17 protein-coding genes are annotated in these 13,302 nt (G+C 63.9%); all 17 read left to right on the top strand.

Annotated elements, in window-relative coordinates; all coding sequences use genetic code 11:
• Positions 1-2: 2 nt before the first annotated feature.
• The 17 genes from PotMrB4_RS20925 (at position 3) to PotMrB4_RS20845 (ending at position 13,242) form a co-directional block, all read left to right on the top strand.
• Positions 3-410 (top strand): phage tail assembly chaperone, encoded by a 408-nt coding sequence (locus tag PotMrB4_RS20925; protein ID WP_069563008.1) that lies wholly within the window; start codon positions 3-5, stop codon positions 408-410.
• Positions 407-571 (top strand): hypothetical protein, encoded by a 165-nt coding sequence (locus PotMrB4_RS20920; RefSeq protein ID WP_160158626.1) that lies wholly within the window; start codon positions 407-409, stop codon positions 569-571. The genes PotMrB4_RS20925 and PotMrB4_RS20920 overlap by 4 nt, the downstream gene beginning before the upstream one ends.
• Positions 561-2,312, top strand: coding sequence for a phage tail protein (locus PotMrB4_RS20915; RefSeq protein WP_172434387.1), 1,752 nt, complete (start codon positions 561-563; stop codon positions 2,310-2,312). Before PotMrB4_RS20920 ends, PotMrB4_RS20915 begins: the two co-directional genes overlap by 11 nt.
• Before the next feature lie 9 nt (positions 2,313-2,321).
• Positions 2,322-3,083, top strand: a complete 762-nt coding sequence (locus PotMrB4_RS20910) for a phage baseplate protein (protein WP_044411553.1) — start codon at positions 2,322-2,324, stop codon at positions 3,081-3,083.
• Positions 3,080-3,397, top strand: a complete 318-nt coding sequence (locus PotMrB4_RS20905; RefSeq protein ID WP_044411556.1) for a phage baseplate plug family protein — start codon at positions 3,080-3,082, stop codon at positions 3,395-3,397. The genes PotMrB4_RS20910 and PotMrB4_RS20905 overlap by 4 nt, the downstream gene beginning before the upstream one ends.
• Complete coding sequence (locus PotMrB4_RS20900; protein WP_069564431.1) at positions 3,394-4,251, top strand: phage protein; 858 nt, start codon at positions 3,394-3,396, stop codon at positions 4,249-4,251. The genes PotMrB4_RS20905 and PotMrB4_RS20900 overlap by 4 nt, the downstream gene beginning before the upstream one ends.
• Positions 4,244-4,885 (top strand): Gp138 family membrane-puncturing spike protein, encoded by a 642-nt coding sequence (locus tag PotMrB4_RS20895; RefSeq protein ID WP_172434386.1) that lies wholly within the window; start codon positions 4,244-4,246, stop codon positions 4,883-4,885. Before PotMrB4_RS20900 ends, PotMrB4_RS20895 begins: the two co-directional genes overlap by 8 nt.
• Positions 4,886-4,895: 10 nt before the next feature.
• Positions 4,896-5,249, top strand: a complete 354-nt coding sequence (locus tag PotMrB4_RS20890) for a hypothetical protein (RefSeq protein WP_044411559.1) — start codon at positions 4,896-4,898, stop codon at positions 5,247-5,249.
• A 62-nt stretch (positions 5,250-5,311) separates the two neighbouring features.
• Positions 5,312-6,457 carry a baseplate J/gp47 family protein gene (locus PotMrB4_RS20885; RefSeq protein WP_160481213.1) on the top strand — a complete coding sequence of 382 codons (1,146 nt, stop codon included), beginning with the start codon at positions 5,312-5,314 and terminating at the stop codon, positions 6,455-6,457.
• On the top strand, positions 6,454-7,092 hold the full coding sequence (locus tag PotMrB4_RS20880) for a DUF2612 domain-containing protein (RefSeq protein ID WP_069563013.1): 639 nt from the start codon (positions 6,454-6,456) through the stop codon (positions 7,090-7,092). The genes PotMrB4_RS20885 and PotMrB4_RS20880 overlap by 4 nt, the downstream gene beginning before the upstream one ends.
• A complete protein-coding gene (locus tag PotMrB4_RS20875) occupies positions 7,089-9,353 on the top strand; it encodes a phage tail protein (RefSeq protein WP_172434385.1) in 2,265 nt (754 codons plus the stop codon). The genes PotMrB4_RS20880 and PotMrB4_RS20875 overlap by 4 nt, the downstream gene beginning before the upstream one ends.
• Positions 9,353-9,850, top strand: a complete 498-nt coding sequence (locus tag PotMrB4_RS20870; protein WP_172434384.1) for a DUF4376 domain-containing protein — start codon at positions 9,353-9,355, stop codon at positions 9,848-9,850. The genes PotMrB4_RS20875 and PotMrB4_RS20870 overlap by 1 nt, the downstream gene beginning before the upstream one ends.
• Positions 9,851-10,105: 255 nt before the next feature.
• Complete coding sequence (locus PotMrB4_RS20865) at positions 10,106-11,479, top strand: hypothetical protein (protein WP_172434383.1); 1,374 nt, start codon at positions 10,106-10,108, stop codon at positions 11,477-11,479.
• Entirely contained in the window at positions 11,476-11,982 is a 507-nt protein-coding gene (locus tag PotMrB4_RS20860; protein WP_172434382.1) for a hypothetical protein, read from the top strand. Before PotMrB4_RS20865 ends, PotMrB4_RS20860 begins: the two co-directional genes overlap by 4 nt.
• Before the next feature lie 8 nt (positions 11,983-11,990).
• A complete protein-coding gene (locus tag PotMrB4_RS20855; RefSeq protein WP_394354044.1) occupies positions 11,991-12,614 on the top strand; it encodes a glycoside hydrolase family 19 protein in 624 nt (207 codons plus the stop codon).
• Positions 12,611-12,991, top strand: coding sequence for a hypothetical protein (locus PotMrB4_RS20850; protein WP_172434380.1), 381 nt, complete (start codon positions 12,611-12,613; stop codon positions 12,989-12,991). Before PotMrB4_RS20855 ends, PotMrB4_RS20850 begins: the two co-directional genes overlap by 4 nt.
• The gene (locus PotMrB4_RS20845) at positions 12,988-13,242 is read left to right on the top strand and encodes a hypothetical protein (protein WP_172434379.1); all 255 of its coding nucleotides are present in this window, start codon (positions 12,988-12,990) and stop codon (positions 13,240-13,242) included. Before PotMrB4_RS20850 ends, PotMrB4_RS20845 begins: the two co-directional genes overlap by 4 nt.
• Positions 13,243-13,302 lie beyond the last annotated feature (60 nt).

Raw genomic sequence — 13,302 nt, 5'->3', positions numbered from 1 at the left:
CCATGAACGCCGAACATCGCATCAACCTCGACGGCTTCGACTACGTTATGCGCCCGGCCAACGCCATGCCGGCCTGGAACGCCCTGAAAAAGGCCGCGCGCCTGCTGCAGGGCGTGGAGATCAAGCGCGGCGAGGGCGGCGACAGCCTGGCCATCGGCGCCATCCTGGCCAACCTGGGCGATCCGGTGGTGGCGGAGATCGAAGCGCTGGTGATCCAGCAGACCAACGTGCAACCGGCCGACGGCGCGGCATTCCGCCTCGCCGACCGCGCCGAGGCGCACTTCAACCAACACCGCGGGCACCTGGTGCCGCTGCTGGTGGAGGGGGTGAAGTACCAGTTCGCCGATTTTTTCGCCGCCGCCGCGCCAGCCCTGTCGGCGATTCTGCCGGGACCGGCCAAGGCGGAGTGACCGACTGGTTCCTGTTCACCCCTGTCATGCGCCAGCTCTGCACGCTGCACGAGCTGCGCGCGCTCTACACCCTGGCCGACCTGTGCGACTTCCATGACGCGATAGCCGAATGGGATGACGCACAGCGTCAGGCCCACGAGAGGCAGGCCAATGGCAATTGAAATTGGAATCCAACAACTCAGCACGCAGTTCGCGCTGGGCCTGCAGCAGATCACCAACACCCTGAAGCAGGAGCTGAACGTCATCAGCAATACGCTGGTGCAGGAGATCAGCGTGGTGAACCACCTCAGGCAGAACGTCGAGGTCACCCGCAACACCCTGCTCTCCAGCAACAAGGCCCACTACACCTACATCGAGACCCTCAACCAGGTTCAGGACAAGGCGGCGCAGGTCGAGGGCAGCTCGTCCAGGATCGGCGGCGCCATCTCCCAGGTGTCCTCCAAGCTCTTCGACTTCGTGCAGTCCTCCCTGGGCAGCCTGAAGGACCTCAAGGCCGGGCCGGATGCCCTGGGCGTCGTCACCGACGAGCAGGCCCAGTCGGCCAAGGACTACCAGACGTCCATGGAGAAACTGGACAAGGTGCTGGACGGGGTGAAGGCGCGGGTCGGCCTGGGCCTCGCCCCGCAGCTGTCATTCCTGGCGGACCGCTTCCTCGCGGTGGTGGACGCCAACAAGGAGCTGATCACCGAAGGGCTGCAGAAGACCATGACGCTGGTCGCCGAAGGCCTGGACGCGGTCTACAACTTCGGCCGCGCGCTGGACTTCGTGGTCAGCGGAACCGTCGGTTGGGACAACGCCCTGATGATGCTCGGCACGGCCCTGCTCTGGGTCGGCCGCGCCAGCCTGATGGCCTTCGCCACCAACCCCATCATGTGGATCATCGCCGCCCTGGTGGTGGTGATCGCCCTGGTGGACGACTTCATGACCTACCTGGACGGCGGCGAGTCGGCCTTCGGCGGCGTTTGGGAGCCGTTGGTGAAAGGCTTCAAGGAAGTCGGCGCCATCCTGGCGGACATGAAGGCGCAGTTCGACGCCTTCTGGGCGGAGAACGGCGAGACGGTGATGGCCTTCGCCGACGGCCTGATGCTGTTCATCGGCGCGGGTATCAGCAACGTCATCAACCTGTTCAAAGGCTTCTCCGCCTTGCTCAGAGGAGACGTCGACGGCGTCAAGGAAGCGTTCGGCGGGATATTCGAAGGCCTGGCCACGCAGTTCGAAGTGATCGGCAGCCTGTTCTCCTGGGAGCCGTTGCTCAATGGCATCGCTGCGGTAGAGGCCGTGCTGAATGGGCTGAAGGCGCAATTCATGGCCTTCTGGACGGAGGTCAGCGAGTCGGTGATGGCCTTCGCCGGGAGCCTGATGGCCGGCATCGGGACCAGCATCAACTACGTCATCAACCTGTTCAAAGGTCTGTTCGTCCTCGTCAAAGGCGGCTTCGACGGTGTCAAGGAAGTCTTCAACAGCTGGTTCGAAGGCGTGAAGGCCAAGTTCGAGGCACTCGGCGCCGGGTTCAAGAAGGTCGCCGGGATGTTCGGCTTTGGTGACGACAAGGAAGGCGCGCCCGAGGCGGCCAAGGAATCGCCGGGGATGTTCTCCGGCGTGGCCAACCTCTTCGGCTGGAACAGCACCGACGACCAGGCCGCCACGGCACCTCGCCTGGTGGAAGGCGCCAGCCAGTTCACGGCCGGTGTGCAGGACGCACAGAGCCGCGCAGCGCTGGGTGCTGGCGTCGGCGCCGCCGCCCTCGTGGCCCCGGTGAGCAACAACAGCTTCAACCAGTCGGTCACGGTCCACGTGAGCGGAGACAACCCCCAAGCCATCGGACGGGAGGTCGCCGAGCAGGTGGCCTCCAACCAGCAGCGCCTGGCCACCCACAACAACCAGAGTGACATCAGACAGTGAGGTGAATCGATGGTCATGCTGATCAACCGCCGCATCGGCACGATGAGGCTCGATGCGGTCATCAACGAAACCCACACCGCTGAACTCAAGATCACCGAAAACCCGGTGGAGAGCGGCGCCAACATTGCCGACCACGCCTATGCGCAGCCCCGCACATTGAAGATCAAGGGCATCGTGGTCGAGCATTACGACCCCCTGGCGGCCCTGGCCGCCGAGGTCACGCCGGGGCTGCGCAGCAGTGTCGACTTCGTCGACGAGGTGAAGCCGGGGATCCTGGCCAACCTGACCCGGCAGGCCCGCAATCGGGCCCAGCGCGAGCTCAAGAGCTGGCTCAAGCCCCAGGTGGATACGCCCAAGGCCCGGCCCCTGGCGCCCTGGATGCTGGAGTACCAGCCGCTGTCGCGCTTCGACAGCTCGCCCAGCCAGTCGCGCCTGCAACAGGTCTACCAATGCCTGCTGGACACCCAGAAGGCCGGTGAGCTGCTGCAGGTGCAGACCGGTTTCTACCTGTACAAGAACATGCTGCTCACCACGATTTCCGCCGTGCAGGCCATCGATGGCGCCATCGAGCTGGACCTGACCCTGCGCGAAGTCCTGGTGGTGGACACCCGCGTCATCAACGGCGTGGTCACCCCGGCGGCCGGGACCAAGCGTTCCGGACGCTCCCAGTGCCAGGCAGCGGAGAAGAAGTCCAAGGGCAAGACCACGCCCAAGACCAAGAAGCGCAATGAGAGCTTTGCGCATGCTGTAGGCAGGACGGTGTTCTCATGAAGCAGATCCCCATCAGCAGCGACCCGCTGCAGGAGCAGAGCTTCGAGTTCGCCGGCTACCGCCTGCGCCTGACCCTTCGCTACAACAGCATCGGCGACCACTGGGCCATCGACCTGCTGGACGAGGCCAAGGGCACCTGGCTGGCCCAGGGGCTGACGCTGGTAACCGGCGTGCCGATGCTCTGGCGCAGCACCCTGCCGTTCTTCCTCTGGCTGGAGGATGTCAGCGGCGTCGGCCTCGACCCCATCGGCGGCGATGACATGGGCAGCCGCTGCCTGCTCCACATCGGCGAGAAAGCGGAGGTGCAGCCATGAGGCAGTTCGGCCGGCGTTACCGCCTGATCCTCGGTGCCGACCAGGAAGGGCTGGTGATCGACAGCCTGCGGGTGGCCTTCGACTTCACCAAGAGCATCGACAACAAACCCAACCCGGGGACGATCCGCGTCTGGAACCTCAACCCCGAGCACCGCGAACAACTGCAGGACGGCACCTTGCGCAAGGCCTGGCTCTGGGCCGGCTACAGCGAGCTGCGCCTGCTCTACGCCGGCGACATCGCCGAGGCGGCGGTGGAGCGCAAGGGCCTGGACAACATCACTGTGCTCACCTGCGCCACCGGCGCGGTGGATTACCGCGAGGCGCGCATCAGCCGCTCCCTCGCCGCCGGCAGCACCGCCGACGACCACGTCAAGGCAGCGGTGCAGTCGATGAAGTCCACCACGCCGGGGCAGATCACCCTGCCCAAGCAACGGCCCCTGCCGCGCGGCAAGGTGCTGGTGGGGCTGAGCCGCGACGTGCTCAGCCAGGTGGCGGCGGAGCAGGGGGCCGACTGGTCCATCCAGGATGGCGAACTGCTGCTGCTGCCCGCCGGCAACGTGCTGGACGACCAGGCCGTGTTCCTCTCCCAGGAAACCGGCCTGATCGGCTCACCCAAGGAAGTGGAGGGCGGCCTGGAGCTGACCTGCCTGATCGACCCGGCACCCCGGGTCGGTGGCACGGTGCGGGTGAAGTCCATCGAGCCGCGCTTCGACGGCGACTACAAGATCGTCAGGATCATCAGCAAGGGCGACGTCATGGAGAAGGACTGGTTCTGCGTGCTCACCGTGAGCAAGGGCGAGTTCCAGCCGGCCGGCGGCGCCAAGAGCAAATCCGGAGGCAAGAGCAATGGGTAACTACGACTGGCAGACCCCCTCGACCGAGGTCGCCATGGGCACCGCCCTCGATACTCGCATCAAGCGCCTGCACACCGCGCTGCCGGGGCGCATCGTCACCTTCGATGCCGCCCGCCAGGTGGCCAGCGTGCAGCCGATGATCGAGCAGCAGCTGATGGATGGCTCGCGCCAGCCCCTGCCGATGCTGCCCGACGTGCCGGTGCAGTTCCCCCGGGGCGGCGGCTTCGTGCTGACCTTCCCGGTCAAGCCGGGCGACGAATGCCTGCTGGTGTTCAACGAGCGCTGCATCGACGGCTGGTGGCATTCCGGTGCTTCCAGCGAACCGCTGGACTACCGCCAGCACGACCTGTCGGACGCCGTGGCGGTGATGGGCATCAGCTCGCTGCCCCAGGTGGTGCCGGCCTTCGCCACCGACGCGGTGGAATTGCGCCGGCTGGACGGTTCGGCCTACGTACGCCTGGACGAGGGCGGCACCCTGACGCTGGACGGCGCCAAGGTGCTGATCAAGTGCCCGGTGGTGTTCGAGGCGGGCATGACCGGCAAGGGCGACGTGGTGTCCAGCGGCATCAGCCTGGAACGCCACCTGCACGGCCAGGTCATGGCCGGCCCGGCCGTCACCGGCGTGCCGCAATGAGGACACGACAATGAGAGTGAGACGAATAGACAAGGACGGCGACTGGACCTTCGGCCAGGGCCGCAACAACTACGCCGACGGCGGCGAATGCGTGGCCCAGCGTGTGTGCACGCGCCTGCGCTCCTTCCAGGGGGACTGGTTCCTCGACCTGGAGCATGGCCTGCCCTGGCTGCCCCGCATGGAGCGGCCGGCGGACCTGGCGCAGATCGAGGTGGACATCAAGCGCTGCATCCTCACCACCGAGGGGGTGAGCGAGATCCTCGATTTCCAGCTGGATGTCACCCCCGACGACCGGCGCCTGGCCATCGGCGTCACGCTGCGCGACAACCTCGGCAATGACCTGAGTACCCGCGTCCAGCGCTGATCGGCCGCCGCCGTCAAACCGAAGCCCCACCTCGCGTGGGGCTTTTTCTTTGGAGAACCAACATGGGACAACTGACCAACAAGGGCTATGTCGGTGTACGCCTGGACAGCATCCTTGCGGAGCTGGACCAGGGGTTCCGAGCCATCTATGGCAACGACATCGACCTCGCGCCCGACAGCCCCGACGGGCAGATGCTCGGGCTCATCGCCCAGGTCCGTGCTGACCTGGAGGAGCTGGGCGAGGTCATCTACCGCGCCCTCGATCCGGACCACGCCAGTGGCGACTGGCTCGAACAGCGGGTCGCCTACGCCGGCTTGACCCGGCGCCAGGCGCGCTACAGCTACCTGCGCGGCACCGCCCTCACCGGGCGTGCCGGCACCCAGATTCCCGCCGGTGCCGTGCTGCGCGACGCCAACCGCGGGCGCTGGCTGCTCACCGCCGACGTCACCCTGGGTGTCGACGGCTCCGCCCGCGCCGACCTGCGCAGCGAGGAACTCGGCGCCTACAACCTGCCGGCCAACAGCAGCCTCACCCTCGAGACCCTGGTGCTGGGCTGGGACACCGCCACCACCCAGGCCCCGGCCGAAGTGGGCGCCGAGGAGGAGACCGACGCCGAGCTGCGTGCGCGCTTCTTCCGCAGCCGGGCTCGCCCGGCGCAGAACAGCCTCGATGGCCTGGTGGCCGCGCTGCTGCAACTGCCGGACGTGCGCCAGGTGGTGGGGCTGGAGAACACCGGCCCGACCGTAGACGCCGACGGCGTGCCGGGCCACAGCCTCAACCTGATCGTCGATGGTGGCGAGGAGCAGGCCATCGCCCAGGCGATCTTCCAGCGCAAGCCGGCGGGCACCGGGCTCATGGGCCAGCAGTCGCGCACCGTGGTGGACGGGCAGGGCATGAAGCGCCTGATCCGCTTCGACCGCCCGGCGGTGGTGGACTGCAAGGCCTTCGTCCAGCTGCGGCGCGACGCCGAGTTCACCGCCATCGACGTGGCGGCGATCAAGGCGCAACTGGCGCAGCTGGACTTCCGCATCGGCCAGGACGTGCAGCTGTCGCGGCTCTACAGCCCGATCAACACCGTCCAGGGCTTCTGGGTCGAGCAGCTGAAGATCAGCCGTCGCAGCGGCACCCCGGCGGCGGACAACATCGCCATCGGTGTGCGTGAACGGGCGCGGTTCGCCCCGTCCGACATCGAGGTGGTGGTGCTATGAGCTATGACCGCCTGCTGATCTGGCAATACCAGGGCAAGCCCCGGGCCGCCGCCACCGCCGAACTGCTCTCGCGACAGTTCGGCGACACCTGGCAAGGCCTGTCGAGCCTGCCCGACGCGCTCGACATCGACCGCGCGCTGGGCGCCAACCTCGACCTGGTGGGCAAGCACGTCGGCCAGAGCCGCGTGCTCAACGGGCTCGCCCCGCGCAGCCTGTTCGGCTTCCACGAGGTCCCCGGTGCCCGTGGTTTCGGCACCGGCAAGTGGTACCGCATGGGCGACCCGCTGGAAGAGTCGGCGGTGCTGGATGACGACGACTACCGCTTCCTCATCCGCTGCCGCATCGCCCGCAACTACCAACTCGGCACCGTCGACGACATCAGCGCAGCCCTGCGCTTCATCTTCGACAGCGAGAGCCTGGTCTTCGACCAGTACGACATGAGCCTGACCGTGGTCATCCGCAGCGACCAGGTCAGCGACTTCAAGCGCTATGCGCTGAACACCCTGGACATCCTGCCGCGACCGGCGGGTGTCCGTATCCAGTTCTACGTCGCTGTGCCCCAACGGGCCTTCGGCTTCCGGGGCGCCGCCGGCGCACTCGGCTTCAACCAAGGAAAATTCGCGAGGTTCCTATGACGCATTACTCCCGTCCTGACGAACTGGTCTTCGCTTCCGGCGCCAAGCCGGGCGAGGTCCAGGGTTTCCCCGACATTCCCCGTGGCTGGGGCGTGGCCTACGACCAGACCGCCGGCATCCCGCCGATGGAGTGGTTCAACGCGCTGTTCAAGCGCGGTGACGAAGGCCTGCGCTACCTGCTGCAACGCGGCATCGCCGACTGGTCGGCCACCGAGGACTACCCCGTGGACGCCCACGTTCAGGAGGGGGGTAAGGTCTGGAAGGCCAAGGTGGCAAACCTTGGCAAGCGGCCGTCGGTCAACCCCGGCGAATGGGTGGAGACGGCGCTGACGCGTGAGGCGTTGAAGGCGCTGATCCAGGAGCAACTGGGTGGCGGCACCCTCAACTTCGGCCAGTGGCAATGGAGCAGCGCCACCTCCGGCGGCGTGGCCAACGGCTACCTGGCGCTGAACGCCACCAACCCGGCCGACGCCACCGCGCTGATGATCGCCAAGTCCAGCGCCGAAGGCCTGGACTACAGCCGCAGCGTGGCCCTGCTGCGGGCCGGCGACACCCTGTGCATCCAGAGCCGCCCGGGCGGCACCGTCGCCCACCGCTTCCGCGTCACTGGCGAGCTGGTGGACAGCGGCGCCTACCGCTCGGTGCCGGTGGTGTACGTCAGCGGGGCAGGGGGCGTACCGGCCTCCAATGCGCTGCTGCAGGTGTTGATGACGCCGGCGGGGGCTTCGGACATGGGCATGCCGCTGCTGTCCGTCCAGTGGTGGGTCAGCCGCGCCAGCATCCCCGCCGGTTGCGCCCCGGCCGACGGCCAACTACTGAGCCGCGCGCTGTACCCCGACGTCTGGGCTGCCATTCGCGATGGCAAGGTGCCCAAGACCAGCGAAGCGACCTGGAGCAGCGATCCCACCCAGCGCGGGATGTTCACCGAGGGTGACGGCAGCACCACGTTCCGCATGCCGGATTACAACGGCAAGGCGGTGGGATCGTTGGGGGCGTTGTTCCTGCGGGGGGATGGGGCGTTGTCGGCGAGTACAGCGGGAAAAATTCAGCTAGACGAGATCAAAGCACACAGCCACTCGATTAACGGTGCGTCAGGTTCTAATACAACCAAGCTCGCCTACTTGAACCAGAATGGCGGCGGCGGTGATTTTGGTGGTGCAAGTACCACCTTCGAGAAAGGAGGGCTTGAAACCCGACCGCTAAACATTACGGGCTGTTGGATCATCAAGATGGGCAGCGAAGTGACCAACCCAGGGGCAATTGATGCCGCTGCGGTTTCTTCGACCTATGCGAAGTTGGTGACGCGGGTGGAAGCGATTGAGGGCGCGGGCATGCCGCTTATGTCCGTGCAGTGGTGGGTCAGCCGCGCCAGCATCCCAGCTGGTTGCGCGCCGGCTGACGGTCAACTGCTGAGCCGCACGTTGTATCCCGATGTTTGGGCTGCGATTCGCGACGGCAAAGTGCCCAAGACCACCGAAGCGACCTGGAGCAGTGATCCAACCCAGCGCGGCATGTTCACCGAGGGTGACGGCAGCACCACGTTCCGCATGCCGGATTACAACGGCAAGGCGGTGGGGTCATTGGGGGCGGTGTTCATGCGAGGCGACGGGGCATTGTCGGTGGCCGTGGCAGGCGCTATTCAGAGCGATGCAATGCAACGGATAACCGGACAGGGCGGCGAAAAGTGGGCTGTTGAAACCAGTGGCACCGCCCCTGCTGGAACGGGGGTTTTCAAACTCGGCACTCCTACAGTCATGCGTATTTCACCCGCGTCTGCAACCGGTTGCACAGTTGCGTTCGACAGCGCCGGATCGCCTGGCGCCAAGGTCAGTGACTCAGAAACCCGCCCGCTCAACGTTACCGGCTGCTGGATCATCAAGATGGGCAGCGGAGTGAACAACCCCGGGGCAATTGATGCCGCTGCGGTTTCTTCGACCTATGCGAAGTTGGTGACAAGGGTAGAGGCACTCGAAATGCGACCGCGTAGCGTTGGCGATGGCCAAGCATGGCAAGACGTTACGGCTAGTCGTGCTTCAGGTGTCACTTATACGAACTCCAGTGGTCGTCCAAAGTTGGTGAGTATTTTTGCGGCTAACGGTCTGGCGACGAGGGGGATATCCGTAGGAGGAGTTTTGGTGTCGCAGTTTACGCCTATCGCATCGGGATCTATTTCAACGACTATTTCTGCTGTGGTCCCAAATGGAACTACTTACTCGGTAACGGCGGGCACAAGTATTAATACTTGGATGGAGTTGGCCTGATGAAATACTTCGTTAATGCACTAAGTGGTGAAATTTTCGCTTATGAGCAAGATGGCTCGCAGGATCATTTGATCAACAAAGACCTTGCGCCTCTGACTACTGCTGACATTGAGGAGTACCTCAAGAAGGTGGGGCAGATAAAACCGGCTGATATCGATTACGAGCGTGACCGTCGTCTTGCGGGGGGGATCGAGTTCCAAGGCACGTTGTTCCAATCCCGGTCAATCGACCGTGAACGTATCACCGAAGCCGCTCAACTGGCCTTCATGGCTGCAGCCAGCGGCGCCAAGCCGGGTGATCTGCGTTGGCTGGAACCTGAGCAGGATTTCACCTGGATCGCCGCCGACAACACACTGGTGCCGATGGATGCGCCTACTGTCGTAGCCTTCGCCAAGGCCATGGCAGCGCGCACCCAGGCATTGGTCCTGGCAGGGCGTCGCCTGAAGGACATGGACGCCATTCCGGGCGACTACACCGACGACAAGTGGTGGCCATGATGGCGCACCTTGCCAAACCTCTGATCTCCCCGCGCCCATTGGCGCCCGACCGGCTCGACTGAGCCTTCTCTCCCCAGCCCGCTCACGCGGGCTGGGCGTTTCAACCTGAGCCATGGCGAGCATCGATTCGTGATCGGTGGGGCGTTTGCCCCTCCTTTGTTCCCGAGCGCCAGCCCCCTTCCAGAGCGGGCCGCGCTCAATCGCCGGCCGTTGTGCCGGCGATTTTCTAGCCACGAATCGAATGAGGTTTTACCCATGACTCAATACAAACGTCCTGACGAGACGGTCTTTGCATCCGGCGCCAAAACCGGAGAAGTCGAGAATTTCCCCGACATCGCCCGAGGTTGGGGCGTGTCGTTCGACCAGACCAACGGCATCCCGCCGATGGAATGGTTCAACGCGCTGTTCAAGCGCAATGACGAGGCCCTGCGCTACCTGATGCAGCGGGGTATTGCCGAGTGGTCGGCGACCGAGGATTACCCGGCAGGGGCTCATGTTCAACACGATGGGAAGTTGTGGCGGAGCGCGAAAAACCATATCGGAATCAAGCCGGTCGCGAACGGCACCACTTGGGAACTCCTGAAAACCACGCAAAAAGAACTGGATGAGGCATACGCCTCGGCGAACCACTCGCACAGCTTTGCATCCATTACCAACAAGCCTTCGACACTCGACGGCTATGGAATCCTGGATGGATTGACCCCCAAGAGCATCTGGCTTCCATTCAGTGCATTGCCTTTGGCAGTTGTGTCGACCGATGACGGTCGTATGCCTGTTACTGCGGAATCTTTGTCTGGCGGTGGCGGGAGGGTTTCGATCCCGGCAGGAATTTCCTTGAGTTTGGCAGTGGAAGTGGAAAGTTCGAAAAAGGGGTTTGTAAAGGAGTTCCTTACACCGATCTGGACGAGCCCTGTATTGGCCGCGAACTCGGAGTACTTCCTGAGAGGACAGGTCGCTAACGGCGGTCTGCTGATTTATGTGCAAAAAGGGAAGCTGTCCGATGCTGTTCCACTTTCGCTGAAAGGTAGTCCGGCGGCAGATTCTGGCGGCGGATTTAATACGACCGCTCTGGACGTGTGCCTAGCTCGGATCATTACGGGGGCTGCGGGTACCGTGCCTGTGGTCCAGAGGATCATTAATAGACGGGAAAATAGTTGGAGTGTCGTCCTGAACGGCTCGGGTACCCTCTACTTGCCGCTTGACCCTCAGGTTAAAACGGCCTCTGGAAGTGCTAGTTGTATTATGCCGCCTGAGAGTGGACTTTCAGATATTAATTTTGGCGGCGATGGTTGGATTGGGGCTTCTTATGTATATGGAGTTCCGGGTAACTCCGGACTTATGAGTTCGGGTTACTGGAACGGCTCTTCATCTTTAGTGGTCTCTAGCAATAATTTGGTAGGAGACGTTTTTCAAACTGCTATAAATGCGGGGTTTGACCATGCTAACGGGCGCTCCATGTGGCAGACCTATCAAGCTGAACACACATATGCAGATAAGAGCCACGCCAGTGATGAGTTGCTACTGGGGATGGGGCTGATGAAAATCCAGGCGAGTGATTATGAAAATGGTGTGGCGTTGTTTTATAGGAACTGCAGTGGTGCTAGCTTTACTTGGAGTGTATTCAAATGAGAGTGGTAGAGGGTCTACATATATACGGCAATGAAATGCGCACGCCCCGCCCCGATGATAATCATCGTTGGGATAATGGTGAGTGGGTGTTTGATGAGGAGTTGGCTGCAAGTACTCGGGAGAGGCTCAAGCTAAGGCTCTATGAGCGGATCGATCGTGCCTGTAACGCTGCACTGGAGGCGCTTTCTGGAGGCTCCCTGCGCATGGCTGAATATGATATCGCTGCTATAGAAGCGATGACTTTCAAGGCAGCAGGTTACCCTGCTGCATCTATCCCGCCATCTGTTTGTAGTTGGATGATTGAAGGGCGTGATGCTGAACAAGCAGCCAATGAAATAATTGATAAGGCTGGGCAGTTTAAGAAAGATGTATACGCTCTGCGGGAGATCCGGCTAAAGAGCAAGGCGGAGGTGCGGGCGCTAGTAAGCGATGGAGATGAGAGGGAAGCGAACGCGTATGTTGCTCAAACGATTTCTCAGATATCTCAGATGCCATGGCGATAAACGAACTAATCCCGGTATATGAGACGCTGGCCTTGCTGAGAGATGTTCCTTTTGATCGAGGCATCTTGGTTGAAGGTTTGAATGCTGTCTTCCTCCGCTTCTCCCTCACCACCCCCACCCGCCAATCCGCCTTCCTCGCCCAAGCCGCCCACGAATCCGCCGGTTTCACCCGGCTGACCGAGAACCTCAACTACAGCGCCACTGGCCTGGCCGCTACCTGGCCGGGACGTTTCCGGGGGGCGGATGGGCAGCCCAATGCGCTGGCCCGCGGCCTGCACCGTCGGCCCGAGGCGATTGCCAATGTGGTGTATGCCAACCGCATGGGGAACGGCCCCGAGGCTTCCGGAGACGGTTGGCGGTACCGGGGCAGGGGGCTGTTGCAGATCACCGGTCGGGCCCAGTACCAGCGTTGCGGTGCGGCGTTGGGCCTGCCCCTGGTGGAGCAGCCGGATCTGCTCGCCCAGCCGGAGCCGGCCGTGCTCTCGGCCGCCTGGTTCTGGCAGGCGAACGGGCTGAACGAACTGGCGGATGCCGGGGACTTCGAGGCCATCACCCGGCGCATCAACGGTGGGCTCAATGGCCTGGCCGAGCGTCGGGCGCTGTGGGCGAAGTTCCGGGAGGCGCTGGCATGAGTGCCTTCCTTTCTAGCCGCTGGCTGGCCTGGGGGCTGTGTGCCCTCGGGTTGGTCGGGTTCGGCGCCTGGATGGCGGGGCAGTTCTACCGGCCCCGGTTGGACGAGGCCCGTGCGCAGTTGGTCGCGTTGCGACAGGCCGATCAGGCCAATCGCCTGGCGCTGCTCAAGCAGGGTGAGGCGATGGCCGAACTGGAGCGCCAGGGACTCGCGCGCAGCGAGCGCGCCGAGGCGGCTGTTGCCGAGGCGCGGTCCCGGTCTGCCCGTGACTACCACGCCGCCGCTCAGGTGATGCTGGAGCCCACGCCTTCGGCTGATGCCTGCGAGGCGGCGAGGCGGGCGTTTGCCGAGGAGCTGCGCCGCGAGCGTGCGCCATGAACGGGGTGTGGCTATTGCCCCTGGGCCTGCTGGCCGGATGCGCCGCGCCAGCTGTGCCGCCACCCGTAGAGGTGCGCGTGCCGGTGCTGGTTCCGTGTCGTGTCGAGCTGCCGGCTGCTCCGGCGTTTGCGGTATCGGCATTGGCGCTGGATGCGCCGATCGATCAACAGATGAAAGCGCTGCGGGCCGAACGCCTGCAGCGCATGGGCTACGAGCGAGAGCTCGTGGCCGCTTTGGACGCCTGCCGCTAGCGGGCTGTTGAACGCCTGGACGCTGCTACGGCAACGCTGCGGGTTGTTCAGCGGCCTGCC

Source organism: Metapseudomonas otitidis, from assembly GCF_011397855.1.
Lineage (GTDB): Bacteria > Pseudomonadota > Gammaproteobacteria > Pseudomonadales > Pseudomonadaceae > Metapseudomonas > Metapseudomonas otitidis.
Note: the sequence above shows the minus strand (reverse complement) of the source record. Positions and strands in the feature narration are given on the sequence as shown.

Bases quoted from the DNA above. Each gene is read 5' to 3' on its own strand.
- PotMrB4_RS20925 (WP_069563008.1), top strand. From the start codon at position 3: ATGAACGCCGAACATCGCATCAACCTCGACGGCTTCGACTACGTTATG.
- PotMrB4_RS20915 (WP_172434387.1), top strand. From the start codon at position 561: ATGGCAATTGAAATTGGAATCCAACAACTCAGCACGCAGTTCGCGCTG.
- PotMrB4_RS20910 (WP_044411553.1), top strand. From the start codon at position 2,322: ATGGTCATGCTGATCAACCGCCGCATCGGCACGATGAGGCTCGATGCG.
- PotMrB4_RS20905 (WP_044411556.1), top strand. From the start codon at position 3,080: ATGAAGCAGATCCCCATCAGCAGCGACCCGCTGCAGGAGCAGAGCTTC.
- PotMrB4_RS20900 (WP_069564431.1), top strand. From the start codon at position 3,394: ATGAGGCAGTTCGGCCGGCGTTACCGCCTGATCCTCGGTGCCGACCAG.
- PotMrB4_RS20895 (WP_172434386.1), top strand. From the start codon at position 4,244: ATGGGTAACTACGACTGGCAGACCCCCTCGACCGAGGTCGCCATGGGC.
- PotMrB4_RS20890 (WP_044411559.1), top strand. From the start codon at position 4,896: ATGAGAGTGAGACGAATAGACAAGGACGGCGACTGGACCTTCGGCCAG.
- PotMrB4_RS20885 (WP_160481213.1), top strand. From the start codon at position 5,312: ATGGGACAACTGACCAACAAGGGCTATGTCGGTGTACGCCTGGACAGC.
- PotMrB4_RS20880 (WP_069563013.1), top strand. From the start codon at position 6,454: ATGAGCTATGACCGCCTGCTGATCTGGCAATACCAGGGCAAGCCCCGG.
- PotMrB4_RS20875 (WP_172434385.1), top strand. From the start codon at position 7,089: ATGACGCATTACTCCCGTCCTGACGAACTGGTCTTCGCTTCCGGCGCC.
- PotMrB4_RS20870 (WP_172434384.1), top strand. From the start codon at position 9,353: ATGAAATACTTCGTTAATGCACTAAGTGGTGAAATTTTCGCTTATGAG.
- PotMrB4_RS20865 (WP_172434383.1), top strand. From the start codon at position 10,106: ATGACTCAATACAAACGTCCTGACGAGACGGTCTTTGCATCCGGCGCC.
- PotMrB4_RS20860 (WP_172434382.1), top strand. From the start codon at position 11,476: ATGAGAGTGGTAGAGGGTCTACATATATACGGCAATGAAATGCGCACG.
- PotMrB4_RS20850 (WP_172434380.1), top strand. From the start codon at position 12,611: ATGAGTGCCTTCCTTTCTAGCCGCTGGCTGGCCTGGGGGCTGTGTGCC.
- PotMrB4_RS20845 (WP_172434379.1), top strand. From the start codon at position 12,988: ATGAACGGGGTGTGGCTATTGCCCCTGGGCCTGCTGGCCGGATGCGCC.